This is a genomic window from Halomonas lysinitropha, from assembly GCF_902500215.1.
In the GTDB taxonomy this organism is placed as follows: Bacteria; Pseudomonadota; Gammaproteobacteria; order Pseudomonadales; family Halomonadaceae; genus Halomonas; species Halomonas lysinitropha.
Window position 1 is genome coordinate 473042 of the sequence record NZ_CABVOU010000039.1, and the last position, 21026, is coordinate 494067.

The following is a 21026-nucleotide window of genomic DNA, read 5'->3' on the forward strand; positions in this document are numbered from 1 at the left end:
GTCAAGGGGTGAAGTGTGAACAAATCCGAGCTGGTCGAAGCCATAGCCGCATCCGCCGACATACCCAAGGCGGCCGCGTCCCGTGCATTGGATGCCATGGTCGAGACCGTGGCCGACAGCCTGAAGAAGGGCGATAGCGTCTCCCTGGTGGGTTTCGGTACCTTCCAGGTGAAGGAGCGCGCCGCCCGCACCGGCCGTAATCCGCAGACGGGGCAGCCGATCGAGATCAGCGCTGCCAAGGTGCCGAGCTTCAAGGCAGGCAAGGCGCTCAAGGACTCCGTCAACTGAGCCGACGGCGCCTGCCGCACCATTGAGGTCGATTTCATAACAGGTGCATCGCCCCGGCGGTGCACCTGTTCTTTTTCCGGTTCTGTTTCGGCCACCTTCACCACTGCTGGCGTCGCGTGATGCCTGCTGATGCGTATAATGTCCGCGATCCGACTCACTTGATTCGCAGAGGCCTGCATGCTGCAAAGTATTCGTGACCGCTCCAGGAGCTGGGGCGCGAAGATCATCATCGGTGCCGTGGTCGTGACCATGGCGCTCTTCGGCGTGGAATCGCTGGTCGGGCTGTTGGGCAACAGCCCCGACGAGGTGGCGGAGGTGAATGGCGAGGCGATTACCCGTCAGCAGCTGGAAATGGAGGTCCAGCGGGCGATCCGTAGCGGCCAGGTGCCGCCCGAGCAGGAGCGTGCCCTGCGCGCCGAAATGCTCGACAGGCTGATCACCGACCGTCTGCTGATCCAGTATGCCGATGAGGGTGGCCTCCATGTCTCCGAGGAGCAGCTGGACCAGCTGATCGTCAACCTGTCCGAATTCCAGGATGCCAACGGTCGCTTCGATCGCGACCTCTTTCGCAATCGTCTCGCCAGTGCCGGCTTCACGCCGCTGACGTTTCGCCAGCAGCTCAGCGTGGATGTGAAGCGCCAGCAGCTCCAGCAAGGCCTGTCGGTGAGCGATTTCACCCTGGAGGAGGAGCGCGAGCGCCTCGCCGCGCTGCAGCGCCAGACCCGCAGCTTTCGCTACCACGCCCTGGTGCCGGCGGACCTGTCATCGCCGCCCGAGATCGATGAGCAGGCGCTGGAAGACTACTACGCGGCCCACGAGGCGGATTATCGGCGCCCCGAGCAGGTCAGGCTGAACTATGTGGTGCTGGACCGACAGCAGATGGCCGAGGAGGCCGAGGTCAGTGAGGAGGCGCTTCGCGAGGCCTGGGAAGAGGGCGCCGCCGAAGCCGATCGCCGGGTGTCGCATATCATGGTCACGTTCGGAGAGGCGCGTGGCCGCGAGGAAGCCGCGGCGATCCTCGAGGAGGCGCAGCGGCGCCTGGCCGAGGGAGAGCCTTTCGACGAGTTGGCCGCCGAGGTGTCCGATGACACATCCACCAGCGACGCCGGTGGTGACCTGGGCGTGATCTCGCGCGGTTTCTTCGGCGAGGAATTCGAGTCGGCGGCCTTCTCCCTGGACGAGGGCGAAGTGTCGGAGATCGTCGAGACCGACAATGGTCTGCACCTGATCAAGGTGACCGAGCTGGACCGTCCCGCCTTCGAGGAGAGCCGCGAGCAGCTGCGGCGTCAGCTGGCCAGCAACCAGGTCAGCGACGCCTTCAACGAGCGGGCCCAGCGGCTGATCGATGACAGCTTTGCCGCCGAGGATCTGGTCAGTGTGGCCGAGGACCTGGGGCTGGAACTGCAGCAGAGCGACTGGGTCGCCCGCGGCGAGGCCGAGGGCGTGCTCTCCGAGCCCGGGGTAATGGAGCAGGCCTTCAGCGACGACGTGCTGGAGGAGGGCTACAACAGCGAGGTGGTCGAGCTGGACGAGGACCGCCGCCTGGTGCTGCGTGTGGCCGAGCATCGCGAGGCGACCACGCTGCCGTTGGACGAAGTACGCGAGCAGGTCGAGGCGGCGGTGCGCCGTGAGAAGACCCGCGAGGCGCTGATCGAGCTGGCCGCCGAGCGGGTGGAGCGTCTGCGCGAGGGTGAGTCCCTGGATATCGACTGGCAGCAGGCGGAAGGGGTCAGCCGCCAAGGCGGCAGCAACCTTTCCGATACGGTGATCCAGGTAGCCTTCCGTCTACCGCGTCCCGAGGGTGATGCCTCGGTCTACGGTCATGCCGTGGACGGGGAGCGCGTGGTCCTGATCGCCCTGGATGAGGTGCAGCCGGGCGAGCCCAACGAGGAGGTGGAGTCCTTCGTGGCTCGCATGGCCGAGCGACTGCGCGCCCAGGCCGCGATCCAGGGCCTGCTCGATGATCTGCGCGACGAAGCCGAGATTCGTCGCTAAGGCCTACGGCCAGCCGCAAGGCACAAGGAGCAAGCGACAAGGAACCCCCTTGGCTTGCTCCTTGGCGTTTGATGTTGATCCCTGGCCCCTTCCGGAGATGCCCGATGCCTGAGCCCCTTGCCGACGTGCCGGTCCACCTGGTCACCGGGTTTCTGGGAAGCGGCAAGAGCACCCTGATCCGCCGGCTGATCGCGCAGAAGCCCGAGGGAGAGCGCTGGGCGGTGGTGATCAATGAGTTCGGTCGGGTCGGCATCGACCAGGCGATGTTTGCTGCCCGCGAATCTGCGCATCAAGGGGGTGCTGCATACGGCTGATGGCTGGAAGCTCTACAACCGCGCCGATGGCACGGTCAGTTTGACTGACACGGCCTGGCGCCGTGACTCACGACTGGAGTTGATCGGCGAGGCGGGCCAGCTGCCGGCCGCCGAGGCGCTTGAAGCGAAGCTGGCGGCCTGTCTGGCACATCACTGAGATGCCAGGACCTGTGGTAGTGCTCGGTTCGGCGTCTCGACTTGCAGCGCGATGCTGTGGGAGTCATGCATGCTCGGGGAGGTGATCAAGGGCCATATCCTTCGCCGTGCAAGCACGGCTCCTACAATTTCTCACCCGAGCATGTGTCATTGTGTAGGAGCGCTCGGTTCGACGTCTCGACTTGCAGCGCGATGGGATTGCCGGAGGGCGCCCTCAATCGCTTTGCCAGCAAGTCTCCCACGACTCAGGACAGCGAAAACGCCTCCAGACGCGGCTCGCCACCGTCCTCGATGACAATCTCCCACCCCTTTCCGGGCTGCCAGTCACCCAGCACATAGCGCTTTGCAGGTCGGCCTTCGACCTCGAGCGCATGCACCGCGGGGCGGTGGGTGTGACCGTGGATCAGTGTCGTGACGCCGTGTTCGGCCATCGCGCTTTCCACTTCGCTCGGCGTCACGTCCATGATGTCCTCGGCCTTGCTGGAGTTGGCCTCGCCGGACTGCTCGCGCATTTGCCTGGCCAGGGCAATACGCTCCTGGATGGGCATCGACAGTACCTGCTCCTGCCATAGTGGGTGGCGGGCCTGGGCGCGAAAGGCCTGGTAGGCTTCGTCGCGAGTGCAGAGACTGTCGCCGTGCATCAGCAAGACCCGTTCGTTACCGAGCGCCACCACGCTGGGGTCCGACAGCAGGGTAGCGCCGGCGTCACTGGCGAAGCGCTCGCCCAGCAGAAAGTCGCGATTGCCGTGCATCATGTAGATGGCCGTGCCGCTGTCGGCAAGCTGCTTGAGGGCCGCGGCAATGCGGGCCGCCAGGGCGGCATTGCCGGTGGGATCCTGCTCGCCCAGTTCGAGCAGGTCGTCGCCGATCCACGCCTCGAAGAAGTCGCCGAGGATATAGAGGGCATCGCAGCCACGGGCGCGCTCCTCCAGCCAGTGCAGGAACCCCTCGGTGATCCGGGGGGCGCCGGGGTGCAGGTGCAGGTCGGAAATCAGCAGGGTGGTCATGGGCGGCCCTGTTCAGACGGTGAAACGAAGCACGCCCACCTCGATCGGGAAGCGACGGGCGGGCGTGTGGGAAGACAGGCGAGAATCAAGCCTCCGGCTCATCCTTCACGTAGGCCTTCTGGATGACCACATCCTCGGCGGGCACATCGGCGTGCATGCCGCGGCGGGTGGTGGGCACGGCCTTGATCTTCTCCACCACATCCATGCCGTCGACCACCTCGCCGAATACGCAGTAGCCCCAGCCCTGGACGCTCTTGCCGCTGTGGTTGAGGAAATCGTTGTCGGCGATGTTGATAAAGAACTGGGCGGTGGCGGAGTGCGGGTCCTGGGTGCGGGCCATGGCCAGGGTCCCGGTGGTGTTCTTCAGGCCGTTGTCCGCCTCGTTCTCGATCGGGTCGCGCGTCGGCTTCTGGTTGAAATCGGTGTCGAATCCGCCGCCCTGGACCATGAAGCCCGGGATCACGCGGTGGAAGAGGGTGCCGTCATAGAAGCCGTCGCGGACGTACTGCTCGAAGTTGGCAGCGGTCTTGGGTGCCTTCTCGTGGTAGAGCTCGACGGTGATGTCGCCGAAGTTGGTCTGCAGTACGATCATCGGTAAGTTCCTGTGTGGTAAAGGGGAGTGGCCTTGGCGTTGCCCATGGCTATGGCGCTATAATAACGGTTTTGCTGCGATGCGCGAAGCGCGCGGAGACGGTGTTACCCTTAACCCCGCTCGGGGCTGTTCCGTCGGCAGGCCTGCGAGGAGGCGCTGTGAACCCCTCCCTGGGCGCTACCGATGCCATCCCTGGCATAGGACCTCCTCTTCGGCCTGCCCCCGGCGCCCCTCGCTTCGAGACTCATTCGGGGGGCTGCGCTCATGCCGTTAGGTTCGCACCCCTTCAACCAGAGGTTGTTTTTCCCACCATGACCACCGATACCACCAGCGCGCCGAATTTCATCCGCAACCAGATCCGCGAGGAGATCGAGGCCGGTCGTAGCGGGAAGATCGTCACCCGCTTCCCCCCGGAGCCCAACGGTTTTCTGCATATCGGCCACGCCAAGTCGATCTGCCTGAATTTCGGTCTCGCCGAGCATTTCGGTGGCGACTGTCATCTGCGCTTCGACGACACCAACCCGGCCAAGGAGGAGCAGGCCTACATCGACGCCATCAAGGCGGACGTTCACTGGCTGGGCTTCGAGTGGGCGGGGCCGGTGCGCTTTGCCTCGGACTACTTCGACCAGCTCTATGCCTGGGCACAGCACCTGGTGCGCGAGGGCAAGGCCTACGTCGACGATCTCTCGCCGGACGAGATCCGCGAGTACCGCGGCACCCTGACCGAAGCGGGCACGCCGAGTCCCTATCGCGAGCGCCGCGCAGACGAGAACCTCGATCTGCTCGAGCGCATGCGCACCGGCGAGTTCGCCGAGGGCGAGAAGGTGCTGCGGGCGAAGATCGACATGGCCGCGCCGAACATCAACCTGCGCGATCCGATCCTCTACCGTATCCGCCATGCCAGCCACCACCAGACCGGCGACAAGTGGAAGATCTACCCCTCCTACGACTTCACCCATGGCCAGTCGGATGCCATCGAGGGGGTGACCCACTCGATCTGTACCCTGGAGTTCGAGGATCACCGCCCGCTCTACGAGTGGTTCCTGGACAACCTGCCGGTTCCGGCGACGCCCCGCCAGATCGAGTTCGCGCGGCTCAACGTCAATTACACCCTGACCTCCAAGCGCAAGCTCAAGCTGCTGGTGGACGAGAACATCGTCGACGGCTGGGATGATCCGCGCCTGCCGACCATCTCCGGCATGCGACGTCGTGGCTATACGCCGGCCTCGATCCGCAAGTTCTGCGAGATGATCGGCGTGACCCGCGCCGACGGCGGCCTGGTGGATATCGCCATGCTCTATCATGCCATCCGCGCCGACCTCGAGGACAACGCCCCCCGCGCCATGGCCGTACTCAAGCCGCTGAAGGTGGTGCTGAGCAACGTGCCGGAAGACTTCGAGGAGGTTTACGAGGTGCTCGGCCACCCGGCCCGCGAGGACATGGCGGTACGCAAGGTGCCCTTGACGCGTGAGATCTATATCGATCGCGACGACTTCATGGAGGAGCCGCCCAAGAAGTTCTTCCGTCTGGCGCCGGGCAAGGAAGTGCGCCTGCGTAACAGCTATGTGATTCGCTGTGACGAAGTGGTCAAGGATGCCGCCGGCGAGGTCAGTGAGCTGCACTGTTCGGTGGACTTCGACACGCTCGGCAAGAATCCCGAGGGACGCAAGGTCAAGGGCGTGATCCACTGGGTCAGCGCCGTGCATGGCGTGCCCATGGAGGTGCGGCTCTACGACAACCTCTTCCTCGAGGAGCAGCCCGACAAGGACAGGGACGCCGACTTCCTCGAGCACCTCAATCCCGAGTCGCTGGTGGTCGTACAGGCCATCGGCGAGCCGAGCCTGGCGGCTGCCGAGCCGGAGAGTCGCTTCCAGTTCGAGCGGGTGGGCTACTTCTGCGCCGACCGCCATGCCAGCCGTGACGGCAAGCGGGTATTCAACCGTACGGTGGGGCTGAAGGACGGCTGGGCCAAGGTCCAGAAGAAAGAGCAGAGCCAGAACGACAACAAGGGGTAAAGGTGAGCGCTGACATGCAGATCTATAACACGCTGACCCGTCGCAAGGAGCCTTTCACCCCCATCGAGCCGGGCAAGGTGCGCATGTACGTCTGCGGGATGACCGTCTATGACTACTGCCACCTGGGTCATGCGCGGGTGATGGTGGCCTTCGACGTCATTACCCGCTACCTGCGCCAGCGCGGCTTTGATGTCACCTATGTGCGCAACGTGACCGACATCGACGACAAGATCCTCCGGCGCGCCGATGAGAACGCCGAGAGCATCTCCTCGCTGACCGAGCGCATGATCGCGGCCATGCACGAGGACGAGGCGCGCCTGGGCGTGCAGCCGCCGGATCACGAACCCCGCGCCACCCGCCACATCGACGATATCCTGGCCATGATCGCGACGCTGATCGACAAGGGCTACGCCTATGCGGCGGACAACGGCGACGTCTACTACCGGGTTCGCAAGTTCGAGGGCTACGGCAAGCTCAACAACCGCGATCCCGACGAGATGCGCGCCGGGGCGCGTATCGAGGTGGACGAGCACAAGGAGGACCCGCTCGATTTCGTGCTCTGGAAGGCCGCCAAGCCCGGCGAGGCGAGCTGGCCCTCGCCCTGGGGCGAGGGCCGGCCCGGCTGGCATATCGAATGCTCGGCCATGTCCAGGTGCTGCCTGGGCGAGACCTTCGATATCCACGGCGGCGGGCCGGATCTGACCTTCCCCCACCACGAGAACGAGATCGCCCAATCCGAGGCGGCCAACGGCAAGCCCTTCGTCAATACCTGGATGCACGCCGGCGCGGTGCGGGTGAACCATGAGAAGATGTCCAAGTCGCTGGGCAACTTCTTCACCATCCGCGAGGTACTGGCGCACCACGACCCTGAAGTGGTGCGCTATCTGCTGGTGGCCAGCCACTACCGCAGCCCCATCAACTATGCGCCGGATTCGCTGGCCGAGGCTCGCCGCTCGCTGGAACGCTTCTACACCGCACTGGAAGGCCTGGTGCTCGACGAGGCGGTCGATGGCCCCATCACTGGGGTAGACTCGAGTTTCGATGCTCGTTTTACCGCCGCCATGGACGATGACTTCAATACCCCCGAGGCGCTCTCGGTGCTCTTTGACCTGGCCCGCGAGCTCAACCGGGCGAAGAGCGAGGCCACCGAGTTGGCGAGCCACCTGGCCCGGGAGCTCAAGCGCCTGGGTAGCGTGCTGGGCCTGCTTTATCAGGAGCCCACCCGCTTCCTGCAGGGTGGCGGAAGCGAGTTGCCGCTCTCCGAAGACGAGATCCAGTCCAGGATCGAGGCGCGTGCCGCGGCCAAGCAGGCGAAGGATTTCGCCACCGCCGATGCCATCCGCAACGAATTGGCCGCCTTGGGCATCCTTCTCAAGGATGCCCGCGAGGGCACGACCTGGGTGTTCGAGAAGCCAGAGCGCGAACTGTAAGCCGTACGCCTGAAGTTGGAAGACGCGCGGACCGCCATGCAGGTGTGTCGGGCGTCTCGCCAATCGAGTGAATCGGAGCAATCTTGGACTACACCCCGTTCAGCTATGTCACCGCCGAGAAGGCCGACCTCTATCGACAGGTGATGCGCGCCTTCGTCGAAGCCAAGTCGCACTTCCTGGTGCACCTGCGCCCGGAGGATGTTCAGCAGCAGCTGGGGGCGACGGAGCTGGCGACGGTGCAGGCAGCCCTGACGCAGCTGGTCACCTGGGGCAACCTGGATGCCGAGCGCGACAATGCTCGGGTCACCAGCGTCGAGGACTACTACCGGGCCCTCTATGTCTATCAGATCACTCGCCAGGGTGAGGCGGTGGAAGCGGCGCTGACCACCTATGACCAGGAACTGGGCCGGCGCGGCGCCCTGCAGAGCGTGGCGCTGGAGGATATTCGTGCCCGCCTTAAGGCGCTGCTGTTGCTGGCGCGCAGCGAGGCGCCGGACGCCACGCAGAGCCAGCTGCTGCTGCGCGATCTGGCCGGTGTGTTCAGCGATCTGGCCGAGAATGCCCGCGCCTTCATGACCGGCCTGAACCGTTCCCTGGAGAGCCAGGACAGCGATGCCGACGCCTTCCTGCTCTACAAGGAACGGGTGATCGGCTATATCGAGCGCTTCCTGGGCGATCTGACCACCGCGTCCGGCGAGATTGCCGAACTGATCCGCGCCCTGGATGGCGACGGTACTCAGGACCACGAGAGCGGCAAGGCACCGGTGGATCGGCTGCTGCGCCAGGCGGCCGAGCGGGAGCTGGCCGATCTGGCGCCCGGCGAGTCGCCGGATGATGGCGAGGAGCGCGCTCGCGCCTTTGCCGAGGCCTGGCGGCGCTGGCATGGCCACTGGGACGGGCTGCGTGCCTGGTTTCTCGATCGACCTGGACGCCAGGCGCAGGCCAGGCTGCTGCGCAGCAGTGCGCGACGGGCGGTGACCCAGCTGCTGGAGATGGTCGCCCGACTCAACGAGCGGCGCATGGCGCGCAGCGACCGCTCGGCGGATTTTCGTACCCTGGCGCGCTGGTTCCTGGAGTGCCAGGACGATGGCGAGGCCCACCGCCTGTGGCGCACCGCCTTTGGCCTGACCCCGGCGCGCCATCTGGTCGTCGATGCCGAGACCAGCGAACGCTGGCAGGAGGAGCCGGTACCGGCCAGCACGCCCTGGGCCGAGGCGCCAGGGATGCAGGTTCAGCCCCGCCTGCGCGCCACCGGCAGCTATCAGAAAGCCGGCCCCCCGCCCAAGCTGCATAGCCGGTCGCGGGAGCGCGAGCTGCTGGCCCGTCAGCTGGCCGAGGAGGCCAGTGCCGCCCGCGCCGCGCGTCGCCAGCTGGTGACGCAGGGTGCCGAGCGGCTCTCCGAACTGGATGAATTGGATGATGGCGCCTTTCGCCTGCTGCTCAACCTGCTGGGAGATGCCCTGGCGGCCAGTCAGGGCGATGATGCCCCCGTTACCACCACCACGGCGGACGGGGGCCTGCGCATCACCCTGAGCCCGCTGGGGCCTGAGACCTCGGCCACCATTCGCACCGCCGCCGGCGATCTGACAGGACGCGACTATCGGCTCGAGATCCTGGACCTGGAGGAGAGTGCACGGGAGGAGGGCGCATGATCGAGCTGAGTGATGCCCTGGAGCGCCAGCGCCTGGAGGAGCAGCGTCGCGCCCTGCGGGCGTTGTTGGCCAGGCCGTTGATCCGTGCCGATGACTCGGCCTTCCCCCTGGTGCGCCGCCATGCGGCGCCCCTTCGCGACTGGCTGGCGCGCGAGACCGGCTGGCACCTGCAGAGTGAGCGCGACTTCGTGCGTCTGCACAAGCGCCCCGCCGACAGCCGCGATGCGACCCGGCCGGCCCGGGTCGGCCGCGGCACCCAGCGCAAGACCTTCAATCGCCGGCGCTATGCGCTGTTCTGCCTGCTGCTGGCGGATCTCGAACGCGGCGATACCCAGATCACCCTGGGACGGCTGGGCGAGGGGCTGGGCCAGGCGGTGAACGATCCGGCGCTCGCCGAGCGAGACCTGGCCTTCAGCCTCGATCATCAGGAGGCGCGTCGCGATCTGGTGGTTGTCGTGCGGCTGCTGCTGGAACTGGGCGTGCTGGACCGGGTGGCCGGCGACGAGGAGCATTTCCTGCGTCGTGGCCCGGAGGGGGACGTGCTGTATGACGTCGACCGGCGGGTGCTCTCCGCACTGCTGGTCACCGCCCGAGGGCCTTCGCTGGTGGCCCTGAACGGTGCCGATCGCGAGCTCGACCTGGAGGCGCGGCTGAATGCCCTGGCCGAGACTTTCGTGCCTGACACCCCGGACGGGCGCAACCGCGAACTGCGGCATCGCCTGGCGCGGCGACTGCTGGATGACCCCGTGGTCTACTGGCAGGAGCTCGACGAGGACGAGGCGGCCTATCTGGCCAATCAGCGCGGCGTCATGCTGCGCCGCCTTCAGCAGGCCACCGGCCTGATACCCGAGGTCCGGGCCGAAGGGATGGCGCTGGTGGACCCCGACGGCGAGTTGACCGACGAGAAGATCCCGGCGGAAGGCACCGAGGGGCACCTGGCGCTGTTGATGGCCGAGCGGCTGGCCGCGGTGGGCCCCGACGGTGTGAGCCTGGACGAGGCGGAAGCCTGGATCCAGGGCTGGCAGGGCGAGTACCGCCGCTATTGGCGCAAGGCGGCCTGCGAGCCCGGCGCCGCGCCTGGCCTGTGCCGCCAGACCCTGGCGCGGCTGGAGGCGCTGCGCCTGGTGGCACGCCGCGGTGAACGCGTCCTGCCCCTACCGGCCCTGGGACGCTTTCGCGTCCAGCCGGCGGCCACGCCGGACGCCGATAGCGAGCGCCTTTTCGGACAACCGACGCGACAATCTGGCCGACCACCCAGCAAACCCTCCGACCTGGCGGATCCCTTGAGCGATGAGTGAGCTTCCCGAACCGCGTAGCCAGCGCTGGCAGCCCCTGCGCTGTGGCCTGGTGGAGATCTTCTACTACGACGAGGAGATCTTCCACTTTCACGACGGCCGCCTGCTGCTGCGCGGCAACAACGGCACCGGCAAGTCCAAGGTGATGGCGCTGACCCTGCCGTTTCTGCTCGATGGCCAACTGACCCCCTCGCGGGTGGAACCCGACGGCGACAGTGCCAAGCGCATGGAGTGGAATCTGCTGGTGGGTGAGTATCAGGAGCGGCTGGGCTATACCTGGCTGGAGTTCGGTCGCCAGGGCGAGGCGGGGCCCGAGACCTTCACGGTGGGCTGTGGCCTCAAGGCGGTGGCAGGACGGCCGGTACGCTCCTGGTTCTTCACCACGCCGCAGCGCGTCGGGCGTGACCTCTTCCTGATCGATAATGGCCGTAGCCTCAGCCGAGAACGGTTGATCCAGGCGTTGGGCAGCCAGGGGCAACTCTTCGATCGCGCCGCGGATTATCGCCGCGCCATCGATGAGGCGCTGTTCCACCTGGGCGAGCAGCGCTACGGGGCGCTGCTCGACCTGCTGCTGCAGCTGCGCCAGCCGCAGCTGGCCAAGAAGCCCGATCCCAACCGCCTCTCCCTGGCGCTGAGCGATGCCCTGCCGCCGCTGGGCCGCGGCTTGATCGGCGAGGTTGCCGAGGCCTATCGCAGCCTGGATGCCTACCGCGAGGAGATTCAGGGCCTGGAGGAGACCGCCCGTGCCGTGGAGGCCTTCCTGGGGCATTATCGCCACTATGCCGGCATCGCCGTGCGCCGTCGCGCCGAGGACCTGACCGGCGCGCACGCCGAGCATGAGCGCAACCGCGTGCAGCTGGGCAAGGATCGCCAGGAACTGGAGGCCGCCGAGACCGAACGCGATTCCCTGGCCGAGTCACGCCAGGCGCAGGAGGGCAAGCTGCTCGACCTCGCCGCGCGGCAGCGCACCCTGGAGGCCAGCGAGGCCATGCGCTCCGCCGAGGCCCTGGCCAATGCCGACGAGCAGGCGCGCCAGCGCGGCCAGCACGCCGAAACGCAGGCGTCGCTGCTGGAAAGGGCCCGGCATGACAGCGAGCGAGCCGATACCCGACGCCGAGAGGCCGAACTGGCGCTGCAGAACGCCGGTGAGGCGCTTCGCCAGCGCTCTGAGGAGAGTGCCGACGTGGCCGAGGCCGCGGGACTTGCCGCCGAGCATCGTCGCCACGTCGGCGAGTTGGACGCGCAAGAGCCGGCGCAGATCGATAGCGAGGCGCTGCAACAGACGCTGCGGGACCTGCAGCGCCACCGTCTGGCGGGCGTCCAGCACTTGCAGGGGCGTCTCGCGGAGGTGGAGCAGGCCGAGCGGCGTTTCCACCAGGCCGAGCACGAGGCGCGACGCGAAGAGGAGACCCTGGCCAACCGCGAGGACGATCTGCAGGAGGCCATCGAGGCCCGGGCCGAGGCGGCCGAGTCGTTGCAGGCCGCATGGCGCGGCCACCTGGCCCAGCTGAGCGAGCTGGCGCCCGAGGACCCGGAGGCGCTGCTCGCCGAGCTCGAGGGCTGGTGCGATCACCTGAGCGACGAGGATCCTGCCGAGGCGGGACTGGCCAGAGCGCGGGACACGCTGCGCGAACACCTCGGCCGGCAGCGTCTCACCCTGCAGCAGTCGGGGGACGAGATCGCATCGGCCCGCCAGGCGCTCGAGGAGGAGCGCGCTCGCCTGGACGCCGGCGGCGAGTCCGCCCCGCCCGCGCCCTACACCCGGGGCGAGGCGGTGCGCGAGGGGCGTGTGGGCGCGCCCCTCTGGCAACTGGTGGACTTCAGGGCCGAGCTTTCCGACGCGCAGCGCGCGGGGCTGGAGGCGGCCCTGGAGGCCGCCGGGCTGCTGGACGCCTGGCTGATGCCCGATGGTGCGCTGCTTTCGGCCGAGACCTGGGACACCCTGCTGGTGCCCGAGGCCGCCGCGCCGGGCACCCGCCTGGCGGACGCGCTCTGCCCGGACCTTCACGGCGAGCCGCCGGTGGCACGCGAGGTGGTCGAGAACGTGCTGGCGAGCATCGGGACAGGTGAGTCCGAGGCCTTCGCCTGGGTCAGCGAGGCGGGTGACTGGCGCCTGGGGCCACTGCGCGGCCAGTGGGGCAAGCCGGCGGCGGTGTATATCGGTCATGCGGCCCGGGAGGCCGCTCGACTACGCCGTCTGGCGGCCATCGAGGACGAGCTCTCCGCCCTGGACCGCCAGCGGGCCGAGATCGATGCCGCCCTCGAGGCCCTGGCAACGCGCCTGGAGGCGGCCGAGCAGGAGTGGCGGCAGCGGCCCACTGCCCGGGCGCTGCGCGATGCCCATGCCGGTGAAGCGGCGGCGCGGCGGGCCCGGGACCTGCAAGCCGAACGCCTGGAGCGGGCCCGCGAGGCGCTGGACAGTGCCCGAGAGGCGCTGGAAGCACTGCGTGGTGAGCTCTACCAGGCCGCCGAGGATCTGCGCCTGCCCGCCGAGCGTGAGGCGCTGGCAAGGATCGACACGGCCCTTGGCGACTACCGGCTGGCCATCGGCGAGCTGTGCCAGGCGCTGAGAACGAGGGATGAGGCGCGGCGGCACCACAGCGAGCGAGGCGAGGAGGCCGAGGCCAGCCGAGAGGCACTGCAGCAGGCGCAGCGCGAGCACGCCGAGGCCGTCGAACAGGCCAGGGAAGCCGAGGTGCGCCGGGATACCCTGCGCGAGTCCATGGGGGCCGAGGTACAGGCCCTGGAGCGCCAGCTGGAGGCGATTCGCCTGGAACGCGAGCGGCTGACGCGGGAGCAGCGTGAGCTCGAGCAGCGCCACAGCGAGCTGCTCGGCAAGGTGGCGCGCTTCGAGGAGAAGGTGGCCAACAGTGAGCTGCGCCTCGTCGAGCTGGACGGGCGCCGCACCCAGGCCATCGAGGCCTTCCGCGCCCTGGTGGAAGAGGGACTGCTGCGCGTCGCCGCCCCCGAGGCCTTCGCCGAACACGAGCCGCCCGCCTCCTGGGCGCCGGATCCCGCCGTGCGACTTGCTCGGGCCGCCGCCCAGGCCACCTCCCGCCTGAACGCCGACGATGACAGCTGGCATGCCCACCAGGGCAGGCTGCATGAACATATCAAGCTGCTCACCGATGTCCTCTCCCGGGGCGGCCACGACTGCCTGGCCGAGGCGCGTGACGACCTGCTGCTGGTACGCATCGTCTTCCAGGGGCGGCGCCAGGACCCCGATGCGCTGGCGCGACAGCTGAGCGACGAGATCGCTCAGCGACAGGCGCTGCTCAATGCCCGGGAGCGCGAGCTGCTGGAGAACTACCTGATCGACGAGGTGGCCAGCCATATCCAGGAGCTCATCACCGGCACCGAGCGCGACGTATTGCGAATGAACGGCGAGCTGGAGAGCCGTCCGACCAGTACCGGCATGCGCCTGCGTATCCGTTGGGAGCCGCTGAGTGAAGGGCAGAGTGCCGGCGGCCTGACGGCGCCCGCGGGACTCGCGGATGTCTGCCAGCGGCTGCGCCGCCAGGCCCTGGATGCCTGGTCCCCCGAGGATCGCGAGGTGGTGGGCGACTTCCTGCGTCGACGCATCGAGGAGGCTCGGGCCAGCGACGAGGGAGGCGCCCTGCAGGAGATCCTGGAGCGTGCCCTGGATTACCGCTTCTGGCACCGCTTCGTGGTCGACCGCCACCAGAACGGTCAGTGGCGTCCGGCCTATGGGCCCGCTTCCGGCGGGGAGCGGGCGCTGGTGATCACCCTGCCGCTGTTTGCCGCCGCGGCCAGTCACTACAGCAGCGCCCATCATCTGGCGCCGCGCCTGGTAATGCTCGACGAGGTCTTTGCCGGCATCGACGATGACGCCCGGGCCAAGAGCATGGGGCTGCTGGCCCAGTTCGACCTGGACGCCATCATGACCTCGGAGCGTGAGTGGGGTTGCTACCCGGACGTGCCGGGCCTGGCCATCGCCCAGCTGGTGCGTCGCGAGGGGGTCGATGCGGTCCATGTCACCCGCTGGCAGTGGGACGGGCGTCGCCGCGTGCGCGACGCGGTGCCGCTATCCCAGGCACGCGAGGCCGCTCCCCTGGCGGTAGATGAGCTAGAGGATGGCGGCATGGACAGCCTGTTCTGATGGATCCCGAACGCCTGCAGCGCCTGCTGGGCGGTCCCGAGCTGGTCCGCCTGCGTCAGAAGCTGTCGCGCAAGCTGTTGCGAGAGGGCGGCGGGCGGCTTTCCCTGAGCCGCGTCAGCGACGCCGAGCGGGCCGCCGTGGAGCGTCTGATCGGACGCTCTCCTCGCCAGGGCCGGTCGTTGAGCGTGGATCTGGAGACCCTCTCCCATGCCCTGTTGCGTGCCGGTGTGGCCGAGAACCTTCGCGTTGCCCTGGAGGCGCTGGACGGGCCCCTGATCGATGAGCGTGCCCGGAGAGAGGAGGAGCGGCGGCGCTGGGCGGAGCTGATGGTCGACTATCGCGGGCGGGCCGATACCCTGGGGCTGGGAGGATGGCTCGAGGCCCTGCAGGCCGGCGGGCTGCTCAAGCGCTTGGCGAGGGGCAGTGAGCCGCGCGGGCGGGCACTGCTCGAAGCGGCGCTGGGGGTGCTGGAGCGCCTGCCGGTACAGGGCATGAGCCTGAGTGCCCTGGCCGCCGAGTGCCTGGGCGATGCCCATGGCCTGGATACCGGCAGGCCGGTGGCCGCCCTGGTGCGCCGCGCCCTGGCGCGTCACTGGCGGGGTGGCGTCGCCCGCGTAGATCCCGACGAGCGCAGCATCTGGGCCCATGCCGGCGTACTGGTGGGCGGCGATATCACCAGTGCGGTGCTGACCCTGCGGCTCCCCGTGCGCCCCGGCCGAGGCCTGGACAGTGCATTGTCCTGTTATTGCCATGAGGCAGAGCCGACCTGGCTGACCCTGCGCCAACTGCTGCGGCATCCGCCTGCGTGGAACGGTGCGGGGCGGGATGTCTTTGTCTGCGAGAACCCTGCCGTGGTGGCCGAGGCCGCCGAGCGCCTGGGGGGCGACTCTGCCCCGCTGATTGCCACCTGGGGCCGCCCCGGGGCTGCCGTGCTCACGCTGCTGGAGCAGCTGCAGGCCGCCGGTGCCGTGCTCCACTATCACGGCGACTTCGACTGGGCAGGCATCAGTATGGCCAATGCCCTGCTGGAGCGCTTCGCCATGCACCCCTGGCGGATGGGGTCCGGTGATCTTAAGCGGTATGCCGATCTTGACGGCAAGCCCTTGGCGGGACGGTCGCTCGAGGCCGGCTGGGACCCCGGACTGCGAGCCGTCCTGGAGGAGAGAGGCAGGGCAGTTCACGAGGAGCAACTGATCGATTTGCTGCTCGAGGACCTTCGTGTCGGCTAGCTCAGGGGCGCGGCGGAAGAGGGATCTGCCGTGGCCAGTCATCGGCAACGACAAAGACGCGGCGCCAGCCCCTGTCGGGTTGCCACAAGGCGAGCTGGACGGGGTAAGCCGGCGCGGTGAAGTGTTGCGCCAGCTGGGCCTCGAGGTCGCGTAGCGGCTGCAGTGCCTCGCTACGCGGCAGGGCGAGCCAGTGGGGCTTGTACAGCCAGGCGCCGAGGGTGTCTCCGGGCAGGCCGTCGCGCAGCCGGTACCAGTCCCGCGCGTACAGCCAGTGACCCCGCAGGTGATCGGGGGTAGCCTCCCGCGGGGGCGGCATCTTGTCGTGCCAGGGGTAAAAGAGGGCGCCGGGCATCGCCAGACGGGCTGCCACCTCAGGCGCTGGCCCATCCGGCCCGGTGGGCCAGCGCGGCGATAGCAACAGCCTCAGGGTCTCTCGGGCCTCGGGGGAGCTGGCAAGGGTGAGCTGGTGGCGATGCAGGTGCTCACGCTTGGCGGCCAGGCTGTCGGCGCCGCCCGGGCCGATCCAGCGGGCCTGGCTATCCGCCGCGCCCGGCCCCTGGGGCAGGCCCAGGTAGAACTTGATGGCGACCTCCAGGTGCACCGGGTGGGGATCGTCATGCTGGCAATAGAGGAGATCCAGCTCCCCCAGGGTGCGCTTGCCCTGGGGGATGCGCAGATTATGGGCCAGCAGCCGGGTGTCGGGCGACTCGGCGAGCAGGAACTGCCATAGCCGCTCATGATAGAGCCCCATGCGTCCCCTGAGCGCTGGGGCCAGGTGTACCTCCAGGGCATCGGGCGCCACTTCCCGCTCACCCAGCCAGGCCGCCAGCCGCTCGTCATCGCCCAGGCCCAGATCGCGACGCGACGGGCGCCCCGGCCAGGGCATCGCGATCAGGTCGGGGGCCAGCAGGAGCCATGCCAGGTCGCGAACCAGCGGGTGGTGGCAATGCTCGAGGCGTCCGTTTCCGGGTGGAGGCATGACGATGTCCAGGCGTTGACAAGGAGTCTGTTAGAGAAGCTGTACAGGCCTTATACTCAGATTACATTCTCAAGCAACCGGGTGAACATCATGATTCGTCTCCTGTCTCGTTACGCGGCCCTGGCCGCCGGTACCCTCATCGCCTTCTCGACCCAGGCGCAGGATCCCGTGGTGGTCTCCTCCAAGATCGATACCGAAGGCTCGGTACTCGGCCAACTGATCCTGCAGCGGCTCGACCAGGGCGGTATCGCGGTGGAGGATCGCCTTCAGCTGGGCGGGACCAGTATCGTGCGCGAGGCGCTGATCACCGGCGAGATCGACCTCTACCCCGAGTACACCGGCAACGGCGCCTTCTTCTTCGATATGACCGACAGCCCGGTGTGGAACGATGCCGACAAGGCACTCGAGACCGTACGCCAGAAGGATCGCGAAGCGAATGACCTGGTCTGGCTGACGCCGGCCGAGGCCAACAACACCTGGGCGATCAGCGTGCGCGGTGAACTCGCCCGTGAACATGACCTGGCAAGCCTCGAGGATCTGTCGGCCTATCTCGACGACGGAGGGGCCTTCAAGCTGGCCGCCAGTGCCGAGTTCATCGAGTCGCCCCAGGCGCTGCCGGCCTTCCAGGAGGCCTACGACTTCGAACTCACCGGAGAGCAGCTGCTGGTGCTCTCCGGCGGCAATACCGCCGCCACCATGCGGGCCGCCGCCCAGCAGACCAGTGACGTCAATGCCGCCATGACCTACGGTACCGACGGTGGCTTGCAGGCCCTGGACCTGGTGGTCATGGATGACACCCTGGGGGTCCAGCCGGTCTATCAGCCCGCCCCGGTGGTGCGCGAGGCGGTGCTCGAGACCTACCCCGAGATCGAGTCGTTGCTCGAGCCGGTTTTCCAGGCTCTGAACCTCGAGACCCTGCAGCGTCTCAACGGCGACGTGGCGGTGAACGGTCGAGCTCCTTCCGCGGTCGCCGCCGACTTCCTCGATACCCTGGACGACTGAGGCCGTCTTGCGCCTGGAGAAATCCGGCCCCAACGTCGTCCTGCTGAGTCTGACGCTGGTCGCCCTGGCGGCCTGGCTGGGCCTGGACACGGTCAGCGTGGCCGCCAATCGCATCGTGCCAGGCACCGGCTATCGAGTCGACGAGGTCATCGGGGCAGGCGGTGCCCTGGCCACGGCGCTGCCCTGGCTGGCGCTGGCCGGGTTTGCCTGGCGCCCTGCTCGGCGCCATCTCCTGCTGGCCCTGGTGCTGGTGGTCCTGATGCTGTCGGCGCTGCCGGCCTGGCTGGCGCTGTCGGCGGTTACCCTGGTCGATGCCCCTCAGGCCCGGCTGGGTATCGGCGCCGGTATCTGGGGGGTGCTGTTCCTGCTGCTGCTGGCGCTGATCGAGCTGCGCACTCGCCTGGTCCTGTCGCGGCTACTGGGTTGGGCTTTGCTGCTTCCCCCCCTGGCGAGCGCGGCGCTGTGCCTTGCCCGCTGGCTCGAGCCCCTGGCGCTGTGGCAGGAGTATCGCGGGCGTAGCGGCCAGTTTCTCGGGGCGGTCGGCGAGCACCTGCTGCTGGTCGGCGTGGCCGTGGGGGCCAGCCTGGTGCTCGGTGTGGGGCTGGCGCTGGCCATGCGCCGCTGGCCCGGGGTACAGAAGGCGGGCTTCGGCATGCTCAACTTCCTGCAGACGATCCCCAGCATTGCGCTCTTCGGCCTGCTGCTGGCACCGCTCGCCTGGCTGTCGGCCAACGTCGACTGGTTGTCGGCACTGGGCGTCAGCGGGATCGGCTGGGCCCCGGCCCTGCTGGCCCTGGTGGGCTACAGCCTGCTGCCCATGGTGCGCAACACCTTCGTCGCCCTGGAGGCGGTGAATCCCGGGGTGATCGATGCCGCGCGCGGCATGGGCATGAGCCGGGGCCAGGTGTTCCGCCAGGTGCGTCTGCCGCTGGCGCTGCCGGTGATCCTCGAGGGCATCCGTATCACCACGGTACAGGCCATCGGGCTTACCGCCGTGGCCGCGCTGATCGGCGCCGGTGGCCTGGGTACCTTCATCTTCCAGGGGCTGGGCCAGGCCGCCATGGACCTGGTGCTGCTGGGGGCATTGCCCATTCTGCTGCTGGCGCTGCTGGTGGATGCTCTGCTCGGCGCCCTGACCGATATCCTGCGCCCGGGAGGGGCCGAATGATCGACCTGATTCATGTCACCAAGCGTTTCGGTGACGCCGTCGCGGTGGATGATATCTCGCTGAGCGTGGCCCGAGGAGAGCTCTGCGTGCTGGTGGGGACCTCCGGCTGCGGCAAGTCGACCACGCTGCGCATGATCAATCGGCTGATCGAGCACAGCGAGGGCGAGATCCATATCGACGACCAGCAGATCCGCGCCTTTCGCGAGGAGACCCTGCGCCGGCGCATGGGCTATGCGATCCAGAGCACGGGCCTGTTTCCCCACTGGACGGTGGCCCGCAATATCGGCCTGGTGCCGCGCCTGCTCAAATGGCCGAAGGCGAAGGTCCAGGCGCGGGTCGAGGAACTGATGGCGTTGCTGGGGCTTGCCATGGAGGCGTTCGCCGGCAAGTACCCCCACCAGCTTTCTGGCGGCCAGGCGCAGCGGGTGGGGGTCGCCCGGGCCCTGGCCGCCGACCCGGATATCCTGCTGATGGACGAGCCCTTCGGCGCCCTGGATCCGATTACCCGGCAGAGCCTGCAGGACGAGTTGCGTGAGCTGCAGTCCCGGCTGCACAAGACCATCGTCTTCGTCACCCATGACATGGACGAGGCGCTGCGGCTGGCAGACCATCTGGTGGTGATGCATCAGGGGCGTATCGTGCAGCAGGGACGGCCCCTGGCGCTGCTTCGCGAACCGGCGGATGGCTTCGTCGAGTCGCTGCTCGGGGGCGAGGATCGCGGCCTGAAGGAGGCGGCGCTGCTGCCGGTCAGTCAACGGATGCTGCCGCTGGGGCCGCGCCTGCTGGCCCGCGAGCGGATCGGCCAGCACGCCAGCCTGCGCGAAGCGCTCTCGGTGATGCTGTGGCGGCATGCCGAACGGCTCACCGTGGTGGATGACGATGATCTGCCGGTGGGCGAACTCTCCCTGCGTCGCCTGGTGGGAGTGCGCAGCGATGAGTAAGGGTCGCCGCTGGGTCGTGCCGCTGGGCTGGCTGGCACTGCTGCTGGTGGCCACCTTCGGCATGGGGCAGCTGGAGGGAGTGTTTCGCTGGATCGAGGCCGACAGCCGCCAGGTGATCTACGCTCGTGCCGATTTCGTCACCCTGCTGGGGCGCCACCTGCTGGTGGTCAGCGTGGCGGCGGTGCTGGCCATCCTGTTGGGCGTGGGGGCCGCCATTGCCGCGACCCGCGACTGGGGGCGGGACTTCCTGCCGCTGGTCAGTCAGCTGGCCTCCATTGGCCAGACCTTTCCGCCGGTGGCGGTGCTGGCGCTGGCGGTGCCGGTGCTGGGCTTCGGCACCCTGCCGATCATCGTGGCGCTGCTGCTGTATGGCCTGCTGCCGATCGTGCGCAACACCCTGGCCGGCCTCGAGGGCATCGACCCCGGCGTCATGGAGGCGGCCCGAGGCATGGGCATGAGCGGCGGCCAGATCCTGCGCCAGGTGGAGCTGCCGCTGGCCGCGCCGGTGATACTGGCCGGCATCCGCACTTCGGTGACCATCAACATCGCCACGGCGGCCATCGGCGCCACCGTGGGGGCGAGCAATCTCGGCGATCCGATCATCTCGGGGATCGTCAACGGCAACACCGCCTATGTGGTCCAGGGGGCGCTGCTGATCGGCCTGCTGGCCGTCAGCGTGGATAGCCTCTTCAGCCGACTGCCTCTAGCCGGTTCCCGCTGATTGGACGGCAGAGACATGCGCTCATCATTTCGACTTTTCGGGTCTACCCAAGCTCGCCAGTTTACGTTAACGTCAATCTTGTTGCGTTGACCGACCCCGGGGCGACCCTCTGGCGAATCGGA

The 21026-nt window shown here is 68.0% G+C and carries 16 protein-coding genes and 1 pseudogene; 14 read left to right on the top strand and 3 right to left on the bottom strand.

All coding sequences use genetic code 11. The annotated features are described in order from the left end of the window. The first annotated feature begins 15 nt into the window (after positions 1 to 15). The 4 genes and pseudogenes from HALO32_RS13940 (at position 16) to HALO32_RS13955 (ending at position 2754) form a co-directional block, all read left to right on the top strand. Positions 16 to 288, top strand: coding sequence for an HU family DNA-binding protein (locus HALO32_RS13940; RefSeq protein WP_151444481.1), 273 nt, complete (start codon positions 16 to 18; stop codon positions 286 to 288). 177 nt (positions 289 to 465) lie between these two features. Beyond that, a complete protein-coding gene (locus HALO32_RS13945) occupies positions 466 to 2283 on the top strand; it encodes a SurA N-terminal domain-containing protein (protein WP_151444482.1) in 1818 nt (605 codons plus the stop codon). Positions 2284 to 2387: 104 nt separating this feature from the next. Then, positions 2388 to 2564: pseudogene (locus HALO32_RS13950) on the top strand (GTP-binding protein); the annotation flags it as partial. 16 nt (positions 2565 to 2580) lie between these two features. Continuing rightward, positions 2581 to 2754 (top strand): hypothetical protein, encoded by a 174-nt coding sequence (locus HALO32_RS13955; RefSeq protein WP_192576514.1) that lies wholly within the window; start codon positions 2581 to 2583, stop codon positions 2752 to 2754. A 244-nt stretch (positions 2755 to 2998) separates the two neighbouring features. On the opposite strand, the gene HALO32_RS13960 is transcribed toward HALO32_RS13955, so the two are convergent. Both HALO32_RS13960 and HALO32_RS13965 read right to left on the bottom strand, forming a co-directional pair. Beyond that, positions 2999 to 3760, bottom strand: a complete 762-nt coding sequence (locus HALO32_RS13960) for a UDP-2,3-diacylglucosamine diphosphatase (RefSeq protein ID WP_151444485.1) — start codon at positions 3758 to 3760, stop codon at positions 2999 to 3001. A gap of 85 nt (positions 3761 to 3845) precedes the next feature. Beyond that, positions 3846 to 4352, bottom strand: coding sequence for a peptidylprolyl isomerase (locus HALO32_RS13965; protein WP_151444486.1), 507 nt, complete (start codon positions 4350 to 4352; stop codon positions 3846 to 3848). Between the two features lie 311 nt (positions 4353 to 4663). Between HALO32_RS13965 and HALO32_RS13970 the strand changes: the two genes are divergently transcribed. The 6 genes from HALO32_RS13970 (at position 4664) to HALO32_RS13995 (ending at position 16093) form a co-directional block, all read left to right on the top strand. Beyond that, positions 4664 to 6367: a glutamine--tRNA ligase/YqeY domain fusion protein gene (locus HALO32_RS13970; RefSeq protein WP_151444487.1), complete on the top strand. Its 1704-nt coding sequence runs from the start codon at positions 4664 to 4666 to the stop codon at positions 6365 to 6367. Positions 6368 to 6381: 14 nt separating this feature from the next. Beyond that, complete coding sequence (gene cysS / locus HALO32_RS13975; RefSeq protein WP_192576515.1) at positions 6382 to 7797, top strand: cysteine--tRNA ligase; 1416 nt, start codon at positions 6382 to 6384, stop codon at positions 7795 to 7797. 83 nt (positions 7798 to 7880) lie between these two features. Beyond that, complete coding sequence (locus tag HALO32_RS13980) at positions 7881 to 9449, top strand: TIGR02677 family protein (protein WP_151444489.1); 1569 nt, start codon at positions 7881 to 7883, stop codon at positions 9447 to 9449. Beyond that, positions 9446 to 10747, top strand: coding sequence for a TIGR02678 family protein (locus HALO32_RS13985; RefSeq protein ID WP_151444490.1), 1302 nt, complete (start codon positions 9446 to 9448; stop codon positions 10745 to 10747). The genes HALO32_RS13980 and HALO32_RS13985 overlap by 4 nt, the downstream gene beginning before the upstream one ends. Then, positions 10740 to 14864 carry a TIGR02680 family protein gene (locus HALO32_RS13990; RefSeq protein WP_151444491.1) on the top strand — a complete coding sequence of 1375 codons (4125 nt, stop codon included), beginning with the start codon at positions 10740 to 10742 and terminating at the stop codon, positions 14862 to 14864. Before HALO32_RS13985 ends, HALO32_RS13990 begins: the two co-directional genes overlap by 8 nt. Further along, positions 14864 to 16093 (top strand): TIGR02679 family protein, encoded by a 1230-nt coding sequence (locus tag HALO32_RS13995; RefSeq protein ID WP_151444492.1) that lies wholly within the window; start codon positions 14864 to 14866, stop codon positions 16091 to 16093. Before HALO32_RS13990 ends, HALO32_RS13995 begins: the two co-directional genes overlap by 1 nt. A 1-nt stretch (position 16094) precedes the next feature. On the opposite strand, the gene HALO32_RS14000 is transcribed toward HALO32_RS13995, so the two are convergent. Further along, a complete protein-coding gene (locus HALO32_RS14000; RefSeq protein ID WP_151444493.1) occupies positions 16095 to 17072 on the bottom strand; it encodes a DUF1853 family protein in 978 nt (325 codons plus the stop codon). Between the two features lie 90 nt (positions 17073 to 17162). On the opposite strand from HALO32_RS14000, the gene osmF reads away from it, so the two are divergent. Genes osmF through HALO32_RS14020 form a run of 4 tightly spaced genes read left to right on the top strand, consistent with a single transcriptional unit; the run spans position 17163 to position 20904 of the window. After that, positions 17163 to 18074, top strand: coding sequence for a glycine betaine ABC transporter substrate-binding protein OsmF (osmF, locus tag HALO32_RS14005; protein WP_151444494.1), 912 nt, complete (start codon positions 17163 to 17165; stop codon positions 18072 to 18074). A gap of 7 nt (positions 18075 to 18081) precedes the next feature. Then, positions 18082 to 19242 (top strand): ABC transporter permease, encoded by a 1161-nt coding sequence (locus tag HALO32_RS14010; RefSeq protein WP_225810015.1) that lies wholly within the window; start codon positions 18082 to 18084, stop codon positions 19240 to 19242. Further along, positions 19239 to 20183, top strand: coding sequence for an ABC transporter ATP-binding protein (locus HALO32_RS14015; protein ID WP_151444496.1), 945 nt, complete (start codon positions 19239 to 19241; stop codon positions 20181 to 20183). Before HALO32_RS14010 ends, HALO32_RS14015 begins: the two co-directional genes overlap by 4 nt. After that, positions 20176 to 20904, top strand: a complete 729-nt coding sequence (locus HALO32_RS14020; protein ID WP_151444497.1) for an ABC transporter permease — start codon at positions 20176 to 20178, stop codon at positions 20902 to 20904. The genes HALO32_RS14015 and HALO32_RS14020 overlap by 8 nt, the downstream gene beginning before the upstream one ends. The last annotated feature ends 122 nt before the right edge of the window (positions 20905 to 21026 follow it).